At 53.2% G+C, this 19,249-nt stretch carries 16 protein-coding genes and 1 pseudogene; 14 read left to right on the top strand and 3 right to left on the bottom strand.

Annotation, left to right across the window (positions count from 1 at the left end):
- The 6 genes and pseudogenes from RB620_RS16425 to RB620_RS16400 all read left to right on the top strand — a co-directional run.
- Nucleotides 1-686 (top strand): annotated as a pseudogene (locus RB620_RS16425) (group II intron maturase-specific domain-containing protein); the annotation flags it as partial.
- Between the two features lie 235 nt (nt 687-921).
- Complete coding sequence (locus RB620_RS16420; RefSeq protein WP_308096061.1) at nt 922-1,983, top strand: Gfo/Idh/MocA family protein; 1,062 nt, start codon at nt 922-924, stop codon at nt 1,981-1,983.
- Between the two features lie 92 nt (nt 1,984-2,075).
- Nucleotides 2,076-3,104: a LacI family DNA-binding transcriptional regulator gene (locus RB620_RS16415; protein WP_308096059.1), complete on the top strand. Its 1,029-nt coding sequence runs from the start codon at nt 2,076-2,078 to the stop codon at nt 3,102-3,104.
- 27 nt (nt 3,105-3,131) lie between these two features.
- The gene (locus RB620_RS16410; protein ID WP_308096058.1) at nt 3,132-3,953 is read left to right on the top strand and encodes a carbohydrate ABC transporter permease; all 822 of its coding nucleotides are present in this window, start codon (nt 3,132-3,134) and stop codon (nt 3,951-3,953) included.
- 51 nt (nt 3,954-4,004) lie between these two features.
- Entirely contained in the window at nt 4,005-4,838 is an 834-nt protein-coding gene (locus tag RB620_RS16405) for a carbohydrate ABC transporter permease (protein ID WP_308096056.1), read from the top strand.
- Nucleotides 4,839-4,971: 133 nt separating this feature from the next.
- Nucleotides 4,972-6,282 carry an ABC transporter substrate-binding protein gene (locus RB620_RS16400; RefSeq protein WP_308096055.1) on the top strand — a complete coding sequence of 437 codons (1,311 nt, stop codon included), beginning with the start codon at nt 4,972-4,974 and terminating at the stop codon, nt 6,280-6,282.
- Nucleotides 6,283-6,425: 143 nt separating this feature from the next.
- On the opposite strand, the gene RB620_RS16395 is transcribed toward RB620_RS16400, so the two are convergent.
- Together RB620_RS16395 and RB620_RS16390 are read right to left on the bottom strand one after the other, a co-directional pair.
- Nucleotides 6,426-7,631: an acyltransferase gene (locus RB620_RS16395; RefSeq protein WP_308096054.1), complete on the bottom strand. Its 1,206-nt coding sequence runs from the start codon at nt 7,629-7,631 to the stop codon at nt 6,426-6,428.
- 283 nt (nt 7,632-7,914) lie between these two features.
- A complete protein-coding gene (locus RB620_RS16390) occupies nt 7,915-8,124 on the bottom strand; it encodes a hypothetical protein (protein ID WP_308096053.1) in 210 nt (69 codons plus the stop codon).
- Nucleotides 8,125-8,410: 286 nt separating this feature from the next.
- Between RB620_RS16390 and RB620_RS16385 the strand changes: the two genes are divergently transcribed.
- The 7 genes from RB620_RS16385 (at nt 8,411) to RB620_RS16355 (ending at nt 17,664) form a co-directional block, all read left to right on the top strand.
- The gene (locus RB620_RS16385) at nt 8,411-8,830 is read left to right on the top strand and encodes an RrF2 family transcriptional regulator (RefSeq protein ID WP_308096052.1); all 420 of its coding nucleotides are present in this window, start codon (nt 8,411-8,413) and stop codon (nt 8,828-8,830) included.
- A gap of 72 nt (nt 8,831-8,902) precedes the next feature.
- The gene (gene trxA, locus RB620_RS16380; protein WP_308096050.1) at nt 8,903-9,214 is read left to right on the top strand and encodes a thioredoxin; all 312 of its coding nucleotides are present in this window, start codon (nt 8,903-8,905) and stop codon (nt 9,212-9,214) included.
- Between the two features lie 187 nt (nt 9,215-9,401).
- Nucleotides 9,402-11,453 carry a glycosyl hydrolase gene (locus RB620_RS16375; RefSeq protein WP_308096048.1) on the top strand — a complete coding sequence of 684 codons (2,052 nt, stop codon included), beginning with the start codon at nt 9,402-9,404 and terminating at the stop codon, nt 11,451-11,453.
- A 105-nt stretch (nt 11,454-11,558) separates the two neighbouring features.
- Nucleotides 11,559-13,934 (top strand): S-layer homology domain-containing protein, encoded by a 2,376-nt coding sequence (locus RB620_RS16370; RefSeq protein ID WP_308096047.1) that lies wholly within the window; start codon nt 11,559-11,561, stop codon nt 13,932-13,934.
- Nucleotides 13,935-14,451: 517 nt separating this feature from the next.
- Nucleotides 14,452-15,783, top strand: coding sequence for an ABC transporter substrate-binding protein (locus tag RB620_RS16365; protein ID WP_308096045.1), 1,332 nt, complete (start codon nt 14,452-14,454; stop codon nt 15,781-15,783).
- Between the two features lie 124 nt (nt 15,784-15,907).
- Nucleotides 15,908-16,765, top strand: a complete 858-nt coding sequence (locus RB620_RS16360; protein WP_308096043.1) for a carbohydrate ABC transporter permease — start codon at nt 15,908-15,910, stop codon at nt 16,763-16,765.
- Nucleotides 16,766-16,788: 23 nt separating this feature from the next.
- Nucleotides 16,789-17,664 carry a carbohydrate ABC transporter permease gene (locus tag RB620_RS16355; RefSeq protein WP_308096042.1) on the top strand — a complete coding sequence of 292 codons (876 nt, stop codon included), beginning with the start codon at nt 16,789-16,791 and terminating at the stop codon, nt 17,662-17,664.
- Between the two features lie 117 nt (nt 17,665-17,781).
- Here the strand turns inward: RB620_RS16355 and RB620_RS16350 are convergent, their stop codons facing one another.
- Nucleotides 17,782-17,928 carry a hypothetical protein gene (locus tag RB620_RS16350; protein WP_308096040.1) on the bottom strand — a complete coding sequence of 49 codons (147 nt, stop codon included), beginning with the start codon at nt 17,926-17,928 and terminating at the stop codon, nt 17,782-17,784.
- Nucleotides 17,929-18,092: 164 nt separating this feature from the next.
- On the opposite strand from RB620_RS16350, the gene ychF reads away from it, so the two are divergent.
- Nucleotides 18,093-19,193 carry a redox-regulated ATPase YchF gene (ychF, locus tag RB620_RS16345; protein ID WP_308096039.1) on the top strand — a complete coding sequence of 367 codons (1,101 nt, stop codon included), beginning with the start codon at nt 18,093-18,095 and terminating at the stop codon, nt 19,191-19,193.
- Nucleotides 19,194-19,249: the final 56 nt, after the last annotated feature.

Here is a 19,249-nt window from a genome sequence, read left to right as displayed (position 1 = left end):
TATGAACCGAGTCCAGTCCGTCGGGTCGAAATCCCGAAACCGAACGGGGGAACTCGCCTCTTAGGGATTCCGACCGTGACAGACCGCCTCATCCAGCAAGCGATCACGCAAGTATTAACCCCTGTATTTGACCCGGCGTTTTCTGAACATAGTTATGGGGGAAACTGAAGTTGAAGGTCAATCGAGAGAAAAGTGCGGTAGACCGTCCCTGGAAACGCAAGTTTCTAGGGTTTACGTTCAGTTGGGATAAGAAGAATCCACGAGTAAAGATCGCAAACCCATCTCTAGAGCGAGTAAAAGCAAAGATCAAAGCGATCACCTCTCGCAGTAGACCGATCCCGATCGAAATACGGATAAAAGAGCTAAATCAATATCTTACGGGCTGGTGCGGTTATTACGCTCTGACGGATACCAAAAGTGTATTCCAAGAGTTGGACAAATGGACAAGAAGAAGGCTTCGAATGTGTGTCTGGAAGCAATGGAAGCAACCAAAGACAAGGATTAGAAAACTGATGTCGTTTGGCGTCCCAAAACAAAAGGCGTACGAATGGGGTAATTCGAGGAAGAAATACTGGCGTATAGCAAGCAGTCCGATTCTTGACCGAACATTAGATAACCAATACTGGTCATCTCTTGGTCTAAGAAGCTTAATGGACAGATACAACCAATTGCGGAATAGGACATGAACCGCCGTAAACCGAACGGTACACGTACGGTGGTGTGAGAGCTCGGGGGCTAGCCGCCCCCTGCTACTCGATTGGCATTTCCGGTTCGTCTGCAGCTCCCTGTGAGAATTCAAACATTTTATAATCAACGAATTTCATGAAAGGGCTTGCAAGATTCGAAGGATCTGCTCTATAATGGGCTTAGACGAACTAGTTAAACGTTAAACTAAAAATAAACATCCTGGAGGGAACGTTCATGAAACCGATTAAGATAGGTTGGATCGGGCTTGGCGTGATGGGTTCGGTGCATGTGGAACAACTGCTCAAGCTTGAGGGCGTCTCCATTGCGGCCGTATGCGACCGCGATGCCGATAGAGTGAAGGAGTGGGGGGATAAGCTGCGGATTGCCCCGTCCGCCCGTTATACGGACTTTGAAAGTATGATACAAAGCTCGGACATCGACGCTGTTCTCGCGGTAACGCCCAACGATTCGCATTACGAAATCGTACGTCTTTGCTTAATTCATGGGAAGACGTTGATGACGGAGAAGCCGTTCACTCGCACCTACGAGGAAGCCGAGAAACTTCTGGAGCTGTCGGAGGCGTATCCCGATTCCGCCTGCATGGTAGGTTTCTCCTACCGGTACGTGCCTTCGTTCCGGATGTCGCGCGAGATGATCAAGGAAGGCAAGCTTGGCCCGGTACGCCATGTGTTCATCCAGTATCTGCAAGAGTGGGGCGGGCCGCTTATGAACATCCCGATGAACTGGAGGTGGGACCCTGCGGTCACTGGCACGGGCGTGCTTGCCGATCTTGGCTCGCATATCTTGGATTCGGCCAGATTCTTGATTGGCGAACCGACGGAAATAACGGGCATGATGAGCTCGTTCATCAACAAACGCAAGGATGCCGCATCCGGCGATATGGTCGACGTCGATATCGACGACTTCGCTTCTTTCACGGCGGTGCTGGAAGGCGGTATCCCAGCGGTATGCCATACTTCGCGCAACGCGTTCGGCTGCGGCAATAAGCTGGAGGTTTCGGTTTACGGAGATTACGGTGCCCTGCATATGGGCTGCGAGTTCGGAGAGACGCTCGTCTGGGTGCATCAGAATGAAAACGGCGATAAGGTCACGGAGAAGATCCAGGTTCCGGAGCGATATAAGCTGAAGCAAATGGAGGACTTCGCGGATCTCGTCCGCGGCGACGTCCGGGAAGAAACGCCGCGTCTGCTCGACGGTTACCTGAATCAGCGGGCGCTGGAAGCGGTGGAACGTTCGTTCCGGGAGAAGAGGGCGATTACGGTCGGCGAGATTTGAACCGGCGCGGATACGGAGGCGGCATGCGAGAAAAAATAAGCCCGATTATCGGAAGTTAAACGCTTCACCACAATTTCGTAAAGGTGCGTGCCATGAAAAGACAAACGATCAAAGACGTAGCGAAGGCGGCGGGCGTGTCGGCGGCCGCCGTATCCTACGCGATTAACGGCAAGGAACATAAGGTTTCCGCGGAAACCCTGGAGAAAATCAAAGATGCGATGAGCGAGCTTAACTACGTGCCGAACTATTCGGCCAGGAGCCTGGTGAACAACCGCTCCAATCTGATCGGCATCGTCATTCCGCAGACGGAGGACATGAACCATCCGCTGCTGGAGAACCCTTTCTACAGCGAAATTATCAGCGGGATCGAAGCCGAGCTGCGCAATCGCGGATACCATTTTATTTTATCCGGCGTGAACAAGGGGAAAAGCTATTTGGATACGTCGATGCAGCGGAATCTGGACGGCGCGATCATCATGGGAATCTATCACGAAAGCTTCTATGAGGAATTAAAGGAAATCAACATTCCAATGGTGCTGATCGACAGCTATATCCACGACAGCTACTTCCGGAATATCGGCATCGACGATGAAGAAGGCGGGTTTATGGCTACCCGGTATCTGATCGGCAAGGGTCATTCCAATATCGCTCTCGCGACGGGAATGATTAAGAAGGACGGAGTCGTTGAGAAACGATTCCTGGGATACAAGAGGGCGCTCAAGGAAGCCAAGCTTTTCTACCGGCCGGAATTCGTCTACGAAGGAACGATGAGCTACGAATACGGCGTGGAGGCGGGGCGGCTTATCGGCGAGAAACATCCCGAGATCACAGCCGTGTTCGCCACCTCGGACATGATGGCGCTTGGCGTCATCACCGGTCTGAGCGAATGCGGCAAACGAGTGCCGGAGGACGTTTCGGTCATCGGCTTCGACGATATCGCGATTTCGAAAATTTTTATCCCCAAGCTTACGACTATCAAGCAGAACATTACCCGGAAGGGGATCAAAGCGGCCGAATGCCTGCTCGATGCGATGAACGGCGAGGATGCCGAGCTCCCGAAGGAAATCATCCTGCCGCTAGAAATCGTGGAAAGAAATTCGGTGCGGGACATCTCCGAGTAACAGGGAAAGGCTGAAAGGAGGGAAACTATGGTCGGAGTAAGGAAGACGCGGAGATGGGTAACGATCACGTTGTTCCTGCTTCCCGGTTTGGTCGGATTGATCGCATTTAATCTATATCCAATCGTCATGTCCGCTTTCGTCAGTTTTACCGACTGGGACCTGCTGACGGAGCCCGAATATGTGGGATTCGACAATTACATCGACGTATTTACGGGGGAGAAGTCGCGCCTTGCGATTCTCAACACGTTTACATTCATCATCGGTTATATTCCGATTATTCTGATCGCAAGCTTGGCGCTTGCCTTGCTTCTTAATCGCAAAATCCGGTTCCTGTCCTTCTATCGGGCCGCCGTATTTATTCCGGTCATCACCTCATGGGTAGCAGTGTCCATTATCTGGAGATGGATTCTGAACGGGCAGAACGGATTGCTGAATTACCTCTTGTCGCTTGTCGGCGTTCAAGGTCCGATCTGGCTGCAGGATTTCTTCTGGGCGATGCCTTCGATCGTCATGGTTACGGTATGGAAGGATGTTGGTTTTTTCGCCATCATCATATTAGCTGGACTGCAGGATATTTCGGAGGATTATTACGAAGCGGCGAAGATCGACGGAGCGGGAACGTTCCAGCAGTTGATCAAAATATCCATCCCGATGGTTACGCCGTCGATGTTTTTCGTGGTCATCATATCGCTGATCAACTCCTTCCAGTTATTCGACCAAGTGCTGGTCATGACGGGCGGCGGGCCGGCCGGCAGCACAAGCACGATGGTGGAGCAAGTCTACAGGAACGCGTTCCAAATCACAAGATGGGATTCGCTTCGGCGCAATCGTGGGTGCTGTTCGCGATGATTATGATCGTGACGTTAATCCAATATCAACTGCAGAAGAGGTGGGTTGTTTATGACCGGTAGAGCCGCAGAACGGATCCGCGACGTCGCCACTCATTTCATGCTTTGGATTGCAGTCATTATATTGACGGTGCCTTTCCTATGGATGCTGTCGGGGGCGTTCAAGGATGAGCTGGAGGTCGTCAAGCTTCCGCCGCAGCTTCTGCCTTCTCGATTCGATTTGTCCAATTTCCTGGAAATCGCGAACTATTTTCCGATTGGCCGGTTCTTGCTTAACAGTGTGTTCGTATCCGTCCTGACGACGATTCTGCAAGTGTTGGTATGTGCGATGTCGGCATTCGTATTCGCGAAGATCAAGTTCAAAGGCTCGGGTTTCCTATTCCTTCTGTACCTGATTACGATGATGATTCCGTTCCAAGTGACGATGACGCCGCTGTACGTCATCTTCCAGAAGCTTGATCTGATCGATACGTATGTGGGATTGATCCTGCCGGGGATCTTTAGCGCCTACGGGACCTTCCTGCTCCGGCAGCATATGATGACGATTCCGAACGCCATCATGGAAGCCGCATTCATGGACGGGGCGGGTTATTGGCGCGTATTTGTCCGGGTCGTTCTTCCGCTTTCGAAGCCGGCGCTGGCTACACTGGGCATCTTCGCGTTTATGGCGAGCTGGAACAACTTCCTGTGGCCGCTCATCATCATCAACACCAATGAATTGATGACGCTTCCATTAGGATTGAGCATGCTGACGGGGAGATGGTCGACCGTATGGAACGTGTTGATGGCGGGCAATGTCGTTAGTTTTGTGCCGATATTCATCGTTTTCCTGTTTGCGCAGAGCTATTTTATCCGGGGAATCACGATGAGCGGAGTCAAAGGCTGATGCTTAACCGAACCTATTCCGCATTAAGGCCGGAGGTGATGGGTCGCCGAACGGGAGAGTGAATGCTCCAATAGAATTGCGGTTTCGAAGTTTCGTGTAAACCATCCTACATGAATCGAAAGGGAGAGGTCAAATGAGAAAAATCGGATTACTGCTAACTGCAATGATGATGGTGACGGTTATCGCGGCTTGTTCCAACAATAACGAGGGTTCGGCAACAAATGCGGGCAAAGAAGGCGTGGGGAGCGACCAAAAGGACGTAACGATCAAGTTCATGACGTATACCGCATCCGGCGGTCAGGAAGAGACGATCGAAGCGATGATCAAGCTGTTCGAAGAAGCGAATCCGGGTATCAAAGTGGATCTTCAGGTCATGGCTTACAGCGATTATTTCACGAAGCTGAACACGGTCATCGGCGGAGGAAGCGCCGCTCCCGACGTATTCGAGGTCGGCTACGAAGGGTTTGCTTCTTATGCGTCCAAAGACGTGCTGCTGGATCTGACGCCGTTCATTGAAGCGGACGCTTCCTTCGATCCAGGCGTGTTCAAGAAACTGGCTTACGACGCGTTCCAATACGAAGGCAAGCAATACGGCGTCTCCGAAAGCTTCTCCAATGTCGTGCTCTATTACAACAAGGATCTGTTCGACGCAGCAGGTTTGGATTATCCGGCGGCGGATTGGACGTGGGAAGACGAGCTTGCCGCAGCGAAGAAACTGACGGATGCCGCGCAAGGCGTATGGGGCACGTATGCGCCGCTTCAATTCTGGGAGTTCTATAAGACGATCGCACAGAATGGCGGAGGAATCTGGAGCGCCGACGGTAAAACCGCGACCGTGAACAGCAAGGAAAACGTCGAAGCACTGGAATGGATGATCGCGAAGGCGAGCGAGCATAAGGTATCTCCGGCCTTAAACGACGATACGTTCAATCAACCGGATGCCGATCTGAACGCGTTTCTTGCGGGCAAGCTTGGCATGCTGAGAGGAGGCATCTGGAATTTCGGCAGATTCAAGGACGCGCCGTTCCAATGGGACATCGCGCTTGAACCGGGCAACACGAACAAGGGACATCATTTCTTCGCGGACGGCCTCGTTGCGTCCAAAAGCTCGAAAAACGGCGAAGCGGCTTGGAAGTTCATCAAGTTTATCTCCTCCGACCCTGCCGCCGTCGCGCTTCGCATCGAGAAGGGATGGAGCGTTCCCGCGGTTGCCGACGAAGCGGTCATGAAAGCGTACTACGAGCAAACGCCTCCCGCATCCAAGCAAGTCGTGTCCGAAGCGCTGGATTCGCTTGTTCTTCCGCCGGTAGGAGCGATTCCAGATCAATGGAACGAACTTACGGGAGCGGTTGGCGAAGAGCTGGAGAAAGCGAAGCTCGGGCAAATCGACGCACAGACGGCGCTGGATAACGCTCAGAAGAAGGTCGAAGAGCTGCTGAAGTAGCCTCGTCCGGCACAAGCAATGAGGATAAAAGATTCGTCTCTGCCTTCTTAGAATTACAGCCTTACGCAGAAAGAAAAGCCGGTGAGTCTCCTGACTCATCGGCTTTTGCCTTAATTAATCGAATGAAACGGCAGACAGGTGCCCTAGACGGTAACGGTTTTTTTGCCAGCGGAAACCTTCGAACCGTCAGCCTCGGTAACGTCGGGCGAACGGTCACCTCTTCGCCGGATATTGCCGAACAGCACCCACGAGAATGGGACGAAGCGTGAGGCGAGAGCTACCGTCAGCCAAGAAGCGGCGAGCATGACGACCCAGCCGCAGAAGTAATGCAGGTGCAGCGCCCATGCTGCGGATGGCGGCGGCAGCAGCTTCTCGTAGAAAGCCTGATAGAGCAGATGGACGAGATAAATGCCGAAGGAGAACTGGCCTAGCCGAGAGAGCGTACGGGAGACGATCGCCGGAAGATGCCGCTGAATGAAGTAGGCCGCATGCAGGACGATTAATGCCGTCAGAACCGCGTGGGCATTCCAGAGCAGCTCGTATAACAGCCCGTGATAAGCCGTTTCATGAAGGCGGAGCTGGTAATAAATAGCGACATGCGTCAATGCAACCCCAAGCCACGCAGCCCAGAGCAGGGACCATAGGAAAACGCGCATTCGTGTGGCGTTATCCCTTGTCATCGCGAGCCAGTTTTTCAGCTTCGGGTAGAAAATGCCTAGCGCCGCTCCCAGGAAGAACAAGGAAAAGTAAGCCGGCGACCAGCTGCCTTTGTTATCCAGCTGCCAGTCATAGAAGTTTAGCAGCACGAAGATCCATTGCAGCACGAAGCCGAGCGGTACGAGCGCGTAGGCGAACGACTTCCAGCGTTTGCAGGCCCACAGCAGCAGCGGGAACAGCAGATAAAACTGAATGCTGATGAACACGAAATACAAATGGGCGTATACTTCGCCCTTGAGCAGCTTGCGCGCGAATTCGGCCAGCGCGTCGATGGTCCAAAGCGGCAGGGCGTTTACCTGTTTGACATAAGCGAAGTATATGGCTGAAAACACGACATAGGGGACGATAATATAAAGTAATCTCTTCTTATAGAAGCCGGAAAGAAGCTTTGCGTCGAGCGGCCGGCGGTAATAGCTGTAGAATAGGACGAAGCTGCTGAGCAGAATGAAGGTCGGCGTGCCGAATCGCATGAACGTGTTGATAAAGTTGTAAAAATAGAAATAGGCTGATTCCTTCATCGTGATCGTTGCCTGCGCGCTGGCATGGACGGTGATCACGCCGAGAATGGCTAACGCGCGAACCAGCTGCAGCTCGGGGATATGCCCCTGCGCGGATTTGGTTGGTGTTGTCATAAGCCCGCCTTTCTCCGCATGGAATAACTTGTTATTCCGCATTCGCGGGTATACGGAAATTGGTTTCATGGTAACACCATAGTTGACGAAGAAACAAGGCGAATTGATGCATTTACAATAACTATAAATGGTAAATGAGAGCATTTTAATAAAAACTTTTCGAATGATTTACACTTTATTTACAATTAATAAAAAAACAGAAACAGGCAGCGGCGAATTTCGCCGCTGCCGTTCTGTTTTTTATTTCCTTCTCAGAATGTATTGGAAACCGAATCGAATCTCATTAACGCTCTTGTTCAAAAACGTCAATCAGCTCCTTCGCGCGTTCCATATCTTTTTTGGTGACTTGGATTTTCTTCAGATGGCTGCCCTCCAATAAAATCTTCGATTTCAAGCCGTTGCTCTTGAATACTGCCTGCAACCGGTCGATGTCATCCGCCTTCGTACCGCTTTCCGTGCGGATCGTGACCCATCGATTCCCAAACAATCCCATCATCATCACCTCCTCAAGGCTCGCCGGCAGGAGCGCATGGATTGGAGATTCGCGTCTTCGGACAATCGCCCGGATCGATTTCGATACGGGTATTCCTATATGTATTCAAGCAACGAACGACTTCATGACTGCCGCGCGAAAAAAATGTTGGAATGTCCCGTCGGCGATCCCGTGCATAACGGAATGCCCGAATCCGCACCCTAATTGAAGACAGGGTTCAGAGCCTCTTGACAAGATTAACTGTAACGGATATTATTACAGTAACAAGCAAGGGGGCCCGCTCATCGTGAACAGTGAATTTACGATTGCCGTACACAGTTTGGTTTATCTAGCGTACTTGCCGGAGAAGATGGCAAGCAGCGATATGATCGCCGATAACGTCGGCACGCATTCCGCGCGGGTTCGCAAGGTGATGAGCGCTCTGCGCAAAAGCGGTTATGTCGAGACGCGTGAAGGCTCTGGAGGCGGATACCGCCTGACGATCGATTCGGAATCCGTCACGCTTGCCGATATTTATCGCGTCATGGCGCAAGGTTCGCTAATCCCAAGCTGGTGTTCCGGCGATCCGGGCATGGATTGCAAGGTCGGGTCGAACATGACGCAAGTCATGTACGGCATCTTCTGCAAGGCGGAGAAGAGGCTCGAGGAACATTTCCTCGGCATTACGATCGGCGACGTGCTGAAGCAGATTCACGCATGCGATTAGCGGGTAAGTAAACGATGGTGATACGGGATATTCCCCTTGATCATATACAATTGATAAGAGAGGATGATTAGAATGGCAGTAGCACTGACGAAAGACAACTTCACGCAAAGCGTGGAGAGCGGCGTATCTCTGGTTGACTTCTGGGCTCCATGGTGCGGCCCTTGCAAGATGCAGCTTCCAATCGTGGAGGAGCTGGCTACCGAGCTGGAAGGCCAAGCGACAATCGCGAAGATCAACGTGGACGAAGAGCCCGAGCTTGCTTCCCAATTCGGCGTTATGAGCATCCCGACGCTGATCCTGTTCAAGGACGGACAGCCGGTTGACAAGATGGTCGGCCTTCAAAGCAAAGACGCTCTGAAAGCAAAAATCTCCAACCAAATGTAAGCGCAAGGGGATGCGCTCATCCCCGAGATGCGATGAGAAACCGCTGGCGCGGCATAAGCCGCCGCCGGCGGTTTTTTGTCGAGTTTAGGAGGAATTTCCCAAATGCTGCCGAATCTAGTCATTCGAATAAGGCGATTTCTACAGTTGTCGCTAACACTACAACGAAAGAATTTGGGGGCAGAATGGATTGAAGTATCAGATTAAGAGCTCTAGAAGCAAGCTGGCAGTGATTTTTATCGTGTTATTGGCTATCTTCATGGTTGACGTTAAACCTATTGCGGCAGCCAATGTGTGGCAGATTTACAAGGAAGCCGAGGAAGCAAGGGCGGCGGGCAAACACGAGATCGCGATCGAGAAGTATAAGCTGAGCATTGAACTGTTCGGCAAACAAAACGAAACGACCAACGTGGCGCTGATGTACAACAAAATGGCGGAGTCTCAGCTTGCGCTTTCCTTATACGACGATGCCGTGGGCAGCTGGGAAGCCGAATCGAAATATTGGGCTAAGGCCGGCAAAACCCAGGAGTCGATCGCCGCGGATAGGAAAGCGGATTGGGTGCGCAGCCGCGTGGAATTATTCGTCGCCCAGGAAGAGGGCGAGCAGCCGAATACGTTGTACCACGGCGCTCCTTTCGAGCCGAAGGCAGGGGCGTTAATCGGCGCCTTCGCGGAGGCCGACGGGAAGGTGCACGACAGCAAGGACGGCAATCCGCACTATATGAGCGCATTTCCGGAGCTGACGGGGAAAAAACATGCCATGTACCTCCTCTATACGTCGTGGGGAAGGAATTTCTTCCAAGACTACCGCGGGCATATCGAACGGGCCAAGGCTGCGGGCGTAGGTCTTCAGGTCGCACTGCAGCCGATGGGCGGGCTGGACGAAGTGAAGGACGGCGACTATTTGAGATCGCTCGCCCGCGAAGCGAAGGATGTCGGCATTCCGATCTTCCTTCGGTTCGCCAACGAGATGAACGGAAGCTGGGTGGAATGGTACGAGGAGAATCCAGCCGACTACATTAACAAATTCAGGATCGTAGCCAAGGTGTTCAAAGAAGAAGCGCCGGGTGTCGCCATCGTATGGGCGCCGGGCTACTTCCCGGTCGATAACATCGAAGCGTATTATCCCGGAGACGAATACGTGGACTGGGTCGGCGTCAGCATGTACCAAGCGTACAACGGAGCGCTCGATCCGCTGAAGAAAGGCGTGGACCGCTCCAGCTTTATCGAGAAATTCGAAAACATTTACCGGCTGTACGGCAAGAAGAAACCCGTATTCATCTCCGAGGGGGGAATCTCTTACTCCGATCCCGTCTCCCATGCCGACAAGACGGATTGGGCGGTCTATCAGATCGAGCAATTTTATTCGAGTCTACCGTTGCTGTACCCCGGTGTGAAAGGCGTCTTCTGGTTCGATACGTCTCGGAAAGACTCGGGCAGGCTGAATTCCTATACGCTATCGGACAATGCCAAGGTGCTGGCCGCATACAAGAAAGCCGTCGGCAACCCGTTTTACTTATCCTCGGTCGGCAGCGAGTCTCCAGTCACGTACAAGCCGCTTGGCGCTTCCGTACCGCCCAAGCAGGTACAGCTTAGCGCTTTTGTCCGCACGGTGGAGCCGATCTTGTCGAAGGTCGTCTATTCCGTCGGAGGCCAGACGGTCGCGACGGCCACGAAAGCGCCGTGGTCCTTCACGTACGACTTCGCGCCGCATAACAATAGAACGGTAAATCTGACCGTCACCGCCTATTCGGCAGGAGGCAAAGCCGTTTCGGCGAGAACAGTGCCGATCAAGGTCAAGCAGCCCGAGCTTGCTGCCATCCCAAGCGCGTCCGATGTGCTGGTCGATGGCAAGAAGGTCGCGTTCGATGCGTACAAAATCGCGGGCAGCAATTATTTTAAGCTCCGCGATCTGGCCATGGCCCTGAACGGCACGGACAAAAAGTTCGAAGTCAGCTGGGATAACGGGAAGAAAGCCATCCGATTGATGCCCGGCACCGATTATACGGCGATGGGCGGCGAGCTCGACGCTTCGGGCGGCATGACATCAAGGCCTGCCTTGCAGACTAGCTCCAAGCTGTATGTGGACGGCCAAGAGGCCCAGCTGATCGCGTACAACATTGGCGGCAACAATTATTTCAAGCTGCGCGACATTGCGAAGCTGCTTGATTTCAGTGTGACATGGGATCCGAAACAAAGCATGATTGGCATCGATACGTCCATTTCTTATTCGGAGAACTAAAGTTTGAAAGACAGATCATTATTTTTTCGCAATAAAGCGCAACCATTCCCGGACTTGGCTCGTCTACAGTGTGAATATATTTCCATTTCAGGAAGGGGAATGTTCGTGAAGAAGACGGCAAGCAGGAAAACCCTCGCCATCGCGCTGGCGGCTGTCATGCTGGCAACGACATGGGCCGCGCCCGCGTCGGCGGATAAGGCGGCACCCGAAGGAGCGCCGGCGCTAACCGAGAGCGCTGCGGGGAACGGGAAGGCATCGGCGAACGGAACGGCGGCTACGGCCATCGACAAAGCGAAGGCGGAGCAGCTTCTCCGGCAATACGTCAACATTCCGAAGGAATATAAGCTGCAAGGAGCCAGCAGCGGCACGACGAAAAAAGCGAACGGATCGCAGAGTTATTGGAGTCTCAGCTTCGTGAAGAGCGTGAACGGCAAACAGACGGGCAGCATTCATGCTTCGCTCGATTCATCGACTGGCCAGCTGCTTAGCTTCAATGCCTATTCCGATAAACGGAATGCCGCTCCGCCTACCTATCCGCTGAAGGTGGACCGCGAGGACGCGAAAGCGCTAGCTGCCGAATTCATCAGTCAAGTGGCAGGCGGATTCAAGTCGGAGGTTAAACTGAACGAGAGCTTCGGACTCAGCCTGCTTCCACCGTTGACGGGCGCGGTGCGTCATACACTGCGCTATGAGCGCCTCGTGAATGGCATCGCGTTCCCTTCCAATTACATACAAGTCGAGTTGGACAGCGACGGTCACGTGCAAGGGTTCGAATTAAACTGGGACGATACGGTCGAATTCCCGAAGGCGAACGCTTCGTTATCCGAGGACGATGCGGCGACGGCGATCCGCAAGGCAGCGGAGCCGCAGCTGCGGTATATTATCCCTTATAACGCGCAGGGCAAACCATCCCCGGTGCTAAGTTATAATCTGCCGGCCTTCGCCGTCGATGCTTCGACGGGCGAGCGGAGCGACGGACTAGACTTCTACGGTTATCCTCGAGGAACGGTCTCGGAGACGCCGCTCAGCGAGAAGCCTGGCGCGAAGCCGAAGCCTGGCAAGCTAGCGGAGGAAGCCGCGCGCCAAGCCGTCGAGAAGGCGTTCGGGCTGCCTAGCGGCTATGCACTGGAAAACGCCACGTACAGCGAATACGAGGAAGAGGCAACGGGCAAGACGCGGGCAAGCTGGGATCTCAATTGGACGCTGAAGAAGGAAGGGCGCGATGTTGGAGGCGCCTGGGCAAGCGTAGACGGTGATACGGGCACGGTTCGCAGCTTCTATCAATATAACCAAAGCACGGCGGAGGATCCGGCGTATACGAAGCCTATCACGCTCGAAACCGCGGTGGAGAAAGCAAAAGAGACGGTTCGGAAGCAGCTGCCTTGGCTCGCGGATGAGCTCTATGTCGTAACTCCGGATTCGGACCTATACAAAGACCGCACGCCCGAAGAGATTGGCAACTACGGCATCTCCTTCGAGCACAAGGTACATGGCGCCACCGTGGAGTACGATCACGTGAGTGTCGGCATCGATGCAAAGACCGGCGGCATCCAGTCATTCGAAGCTTCCGTGGCCGATTACGCATATCCGGCGAAGAAGCCTGCGGTTTTATCCGCCGCGGATGCGGTCGAGAAATGGCTGGGCTATTACGAGACAAAGCTGCAATACCGCATGAATACGCAATATTGGTGGGATGGCCAGCCGCTGCCGATCGAGAAGGTGAAGACGTTGATCGCGGCCGGCGAGGCCGACGGCGAACTCCTGGAGCAGAAGGTGTCCGTCGAGCTCGTTTATCAGTTAACGGCGAAGCCGGTTCACGAAGACGTCTACCTGGACGCTGTTACGGGCGATTGGATAAGCAGGGAAACGGGCGAGAAGACGGCCCTCGAGCTGCCTCGCGCGACGGACGCTGCCGGCCACTGGGCGGAGGATTCCTTGCAATTGATGGTGGCTTACAAAGCGCTGGATCTTCAAGACGGCCAGGTGCGGCCGAACGAAGCGATCACGAGGGGCGAGCTCATCAAGATGCTGGTGCTGGCGAGCAGCGGCGGCCGGTTTGGCGGATACGATACGGCGGCATCCGGTGATCAGGAGAAAGCCATGTTCAATGACGTCGCGGCCGACTCCGCGTATTTCGCTTACGTGCAGAGCGCCGTGGCCAATAACCTGATCGACGTCGGGGACGGCTCCTTCAATCCCGAAGGAAAGGTGACCCGCGACGAGATGGCCGAGCTGATCGTACGGGCGCTGGGATACAATTCTCTTGCGAACGTCGACCACATTTTTAAAGTATCCTTCAAGGACGAGGCCGAGATCGAGAACAAAGGCCAAGCCGCGATCGTTGTCGGACTCAAAATCATGAGCTTGTCGAACGGTCGTTATTTGCCGGAAAAGCAGGTCACGCGGGCGGAAGCTTCGATCGCCTTCTACCGTTATCTGCAGAAGCGGGCCGAGCTGAAGGAGAATCCGCTGCGCATGTAGCGGGAAGGCATAACGGGAGATGAAAGGACAGTCCGGATAACCGGGTTGTCCTTTTTTTTGTTCCGATCTATAAGTGCGAGTTCAAAAAGTCCGGTTTTCAGCACAAGAGCGTATGCTTCCGAAGCTGCGTTTTTTTCAAAAACGCTGAAGAAGATTGGATGAAGCTAGAAAATGAGGAGCGGAGCGTAGTGTAAGCTACGTGAGCACCTGAAATGTTTCCGGAGGAAACATACTTCGAAAGCATACGCTTGTTTCGGCTGAATTCAATATTCGATGTCGAATACGCTTCCTGGTATACTTCGTGATCAAAAGTGGACTTTTTGAACAACCTCTAAAAGAGGAATGTACCCCTCTTTTGGAGATAAATCTACCCCTGCCGATCAGATGAATGTCACCCTCGGAACCGTTGATATTCCCCCTCCTAATGTCCTAACATTTTGAGTGTAAGGCAAACGTGCTTCGGTCATAATAACCGAGACAACGGAGGGGCCTAATAAACTCGAGGGGGATTTTCAAAGTGAAGAAATCAGCATTGTCTATCCTAAGCGTATTGCTCGTCATGACGATGTTCCTTGCGGCTTGCGGCAACAACGGCGGCAACAACACGAACACTGGCGGCAACGCGACTGCAACTGACAAGCCTGCAGAAACAGAAAAACCGGCAGAAAAAGTCGAGCTTCGCGTATTCTCGACATTCGGCGGCACGGACGCGGCGAAAGACGCTTTCCAAGCTGTTATCGACGAGTTCGTGGCAGCTAACCCGAACGTTACAGTGAAGAACGACGTCATGTCCGCTAATGACGACGGCTTTAGAACGAAAGTAAACACGGACATGACAAGCGGCAACGAGCCGGATCTGCTGTTCTACTTCGTAGGCGCCGACGCCAACGAAATCATCAAAGCAGGCAAAGTCGTGGCGATGGACGAGATTCTGGACGGCGACGCGGCATGGAAAGGCGGCTTCGCACCAGCAGCGCTCGACTTCGTGAAGAACGCTTCCCCTGACGGCAAAACATATGCAATTCCATTGACTGGTTTCTTCGAAGGTCTGATGGTTAACAAAAAGCTGTTCGCTGACAACGGCGTAGAGCTCCCAACAGACTGGGAGAAGCTGAAAGCGGCGGTAAGCGCGTTCGCGGCTAAAGGCATCATTCCATTGTCCGCTCCATTCGACCAATCCCACTACCTGATCGAGCACTTCGTACTTGCTGCAGCAGGCGCGGAAGGTCAAAACAAAGGCCTGAAAGACGGCATCGATCCAAACTGGGAAAAAGGCTTCGCGGCTATGAAAGAACTGTATGACCTGGGCGCATTCCCGCAAGACGCGGCTACAATCGACCTTGGCATGGCGGCGAACTACTACTCCGAAGGCCTTGCGGCTATGATCCTCGAAGGATCGTGGGCAATCGGCGGCTTCTCCGACGCGGTGAAGGCTGAAACAACGGTTCTTCCTTTCCCTGCAATCCCTGGCGGCGCAGGCACAGGCAAAGACGTAGTTGGCGGCTTCGGTACGGGCTTCTACATGTCGAAAGCGGCTTATGACGACGCGGCTAAGAAAGACGCAACAATCGCATTGCTGAAACACCTGACTTCCGCAGCAAGCATCAAAACGATCGCAACGGCTAACGGCGGTACTCCTGCAGCTGCAGGCGTTCAACCGGAAGGTTTGGCGCAAGCGGTTCTTGACGGCTTCAAAATGGTATCCGAATCGACTTCCGTTAACGGTCCGGTCGACTCCAAAGTGAAGCCTGAGACATTCACTGAGCTTCGTAAAGTACAACCGATGCTGACTGGCGAGAAGACGCCTGCACAGCTTCTAGAAGCGGCGAAAGCAATCGAAGTTCAATAATAGCAAGCAAGCCAGCATTCGAACGCATCAAAGAAACGATAGTCGCCGCCCCTCTGCTAGCATGGGCGGCGGCTTCATTTCCAAGCAATAGTGCGCCAGAAAATAAACATCAAAGGTGATAATGATGAAGGGCGATCGTAAGTATATCTTCTTATTTCTGCTGCCGGCAGCAGTCTTTATGTCGATATTCCTGTACTACCCGTTCTTTAAGAGCATGTACTTAAGCTTCTTCAGAACGAGTGGTTTCTTCAGCAAAACGTTTGTCGGATTCGACAACTACGTTCGGATGTTCTCCGACGAGCTTCTAGGGGCTGCAACGCTGCACACGCTGGAATTGATGTTATACGTTATCGTATTCCAAGTCGGCATCGCGCTCATTCTGGCGGTACTGGTCGATAATATTACGTGGGGCAAAGGTTTTTTCCGGATGGTCTTCTTCTTCCCGGTCGTCATTTCCGGTACGGCAATCGCGTTATTGTTCGTGTTGTTCTACAACTTCCAGTTCGGCTTATTGAATAACATCCTGCAAAACCTTGGTTTCGATAAAGTGCTGTGGCTCAGCGAGTCGAACGCGCTTAAAGCAATCGCGGTTCCAACCGTATGGCATTATGTCGGCTTCTACTTCGTACTTTTCCTGACAGCCATGTCGAAGATTCCTTCCGACTTCTACGAAGCGGCAAAGCTCGAGGGCATTACGGGCATCAAAAAGACGTTCCTGCTCACCATTCCGCTTATCATGAGCGACATTAAAGTCGTGATCACGCTGGCGATTACGGGCACGCTGAAGGTATTCGAATTCATTTTCGTCCTGACCCGCGGCCAAGCCGGCACGGAAGTGCTCGGAACGTATATGTATAAGAAAGCGCTCGTGGACCAGAACTTCGGTTACGGCTCGACGATCGCCATCTACATCGTGGTGTTCGGCGTATTGCTGTCTCTGCTTGCCAACCGCCTTATGAAGAGAGACGAAATCACATACTAAGCTGGTATTAGGGGTGTACGAACATGCAACAAACAGTTAAAGGAGAGCTTAAACCGCGTCCTGCAAGCAAGATAAGCAAATTCCCAATCGGCACGATTCTTATGTACGTGGTGTTATTCGGCTGGTCGCTTACGACGATCTACGCTTTGTTCTGGATCGTGAACAACTCGTTCAAGTTGTCCAGGGAAGTCATGAATAACTCATTTAAAATCGCATTTGATCCTACAATGGTTAACTATACAAATGCTTTCGAGCGCATCAATATCGGCAAAGGTTATCTGAACAGCTTGATCATGTCCGGCAGCACGGTGCTGCTTGTACTGCTGTTTGGCGGCTTGGCCGCTTATGTCCTGTCCCGTTTCAACTTCCGCGGCAGGAAGGTCATCTACTCCATTCTATACGCGAGCTTGCTTATACCGGCGTTCGCGACGGTGGTTCCGGTATACGAGCTGCTGATCAAATGGAATCTGGCCAACACTTACGGCGGCTTGATCTTCCCGCAAACCGCGGGCAACCTGACGTTCGCGATTCTCGTTCTGGCGGGTTACTTGTCCACCATTCCGAAGGAGCTGGAAGAAGCGGCGTTCATCGACGGCTGCAACCGATGGACGATGTTCACGAGGATTTTCCTGCCTGTCGGCAGACCGGCGTTCGCGTCCGCGAGCATCTTCGTCTTCCTGTGGTCCTACAATGACTTGTTCTCCGCTTTGATCTTCGTCAGCGAGGAGAACGTTCGACCGATCGTGCTTTTGCTCAGCGAGATCAGCTCGCAATACGGCACGGACTTCGGTCTGATGGCAACTGCTGTATCGCTTACGGTCGTTCCGGTTCTTATCGTGTACCTGTTCATCCAGAAGTATATCGAGAAAGGCCTGACGGAGGGCGCGGTGAAAGGGTAATGCGTTCCATGATTAGCTTCTGCTCCTATTAGGGAAAGAACGCTCTGCAGCCACGCTGTAACCGGTACATACCGGTTAAGGCGTGGCTGCAAGAGTTTGGAGTGCAGTCGAGACGGATTATTTATCGGTCTTTTTCTTTTTCGTCGAGAAATTGGTTACGGACTTGGCGTCCTCAAGCGTATCGTTGACGAAGGCCATGTCCTGGTTTTTTGCGTGCATGTTCGTCGTGCCCTTGTAATTGCCCTTATGCGTTTGGTTCTCCATTCGGGGTCACCTCCTTTTGACGTGTAGTATTACCGAGATGCGCCCTGCGCCATTCCGGGTTCCGGAGGGCTGGTATGTCAGCGCTTGGTACTTTCTTTGTAGATGGAGCTAGGTTATAATGACGGGAGTTGTTTACTTTACGGATTATAGGGAGTGTCTAATACATGGCTTTGAAAGCTGGAATCGTCGGATTGCCCAACGTAGGCAAGTCGACATTGTTTAACGCGATTACGCAGGCGGGCGCGGAGTCCGCGAACTACCCGTTCTGCACGATCGATCCGAACGTGGGCGTCGTTGAAGTGCCGGACGAACGTCTCGACAAGCTCGTCGAGCTGATTACGCCGAAGAGCATCGTACCGACGGCTTTCGAATTCGTGGATATCGCGGGTTTGGTGGCGGGCGCGAGCAAGGGCGAAGGACTTGGCAACAAGTTCCTGGCGCATATTCGCGAGGTTGACGCGATCGTACACGTTGTACGTTGCTTTCAAGACGAGAACATTACGCATGTCGCGGGCAAGGTCGACCCGATCAGCGACATCACGACGATCAACTTGGAGTTGATCCTGGCCGATATCGATACGGTGGATAAGCGGATTGAGCGTTCGCGCAAAAACCTGAAGTCCGGAGACAAGAAGGTCGCGCAAGAGGTGGAAGTACTGGAGCGCTTGAAGGAAGCTCTCTACAACGATAAGCCCGCGCGTAGCCTGGAGATGACGGACGACGAGAAGCTGCTCATCCGCGACCTGCATCTGCTGACGATGAAGCCGGTATTGTACGCGACCAACGTTAGCGAAGAGGAAGCGGCTGATACGGACGGCAATGAGTACGTGCAGATCGTGCGCAAGTTCGCGGCGGAAGAAGGCGCGGAAGTGGTGCCGATCAGCGCGAAGGTAGAGTCCGAGATCGCCGAGCTTGAAGGCGACGACAAGGCGATGTTCCTCGAAGAGCTCGGCATGGCCGAGTCCGGCCTGAACCGTCTCATCCGTGCGGCTTACAAGCTGCTTGGCCTGTACACGTACTTCACGGCCGGTGTGCAGGAAGTGCGCGCATGGACGATCCGCCAAGGCACGAAGGCGCCTCAAGCGGCCGGCGTTATCCACACCGACTTCGAGCGCGGCTTCATCCGCGCGGAAGTCGTCTCTTACGAGGATCTGGCCGCCGGGGGATCGATGGCTGCCGTTCGCGAGAAGGGACAGCTTCGCCTGGAGGGTAAAGACTACGTCGTGCGCGACGGAGACGTCATGCACTTCCGATTCAACGTATAGCATTATCGGAGCGGCAAGTGAGCTCGGGACGGTCAATCAGGATGACCGTTTCCGAG

It is taken from the genome of Paenibacillus sp. LHD-117 (assembly GCF_030929555.1).
Classification (GTDB): Bacteria; Bacillota; Bacilli; order Paenibacillales; family Paenibacillaceae; genus Pristimantibacillus.
The sequence above is the reverse complement of the archived record's forward strand: the minus strand, read 5'-3'. Positions and strand labels throughout refer to the sequence as shown.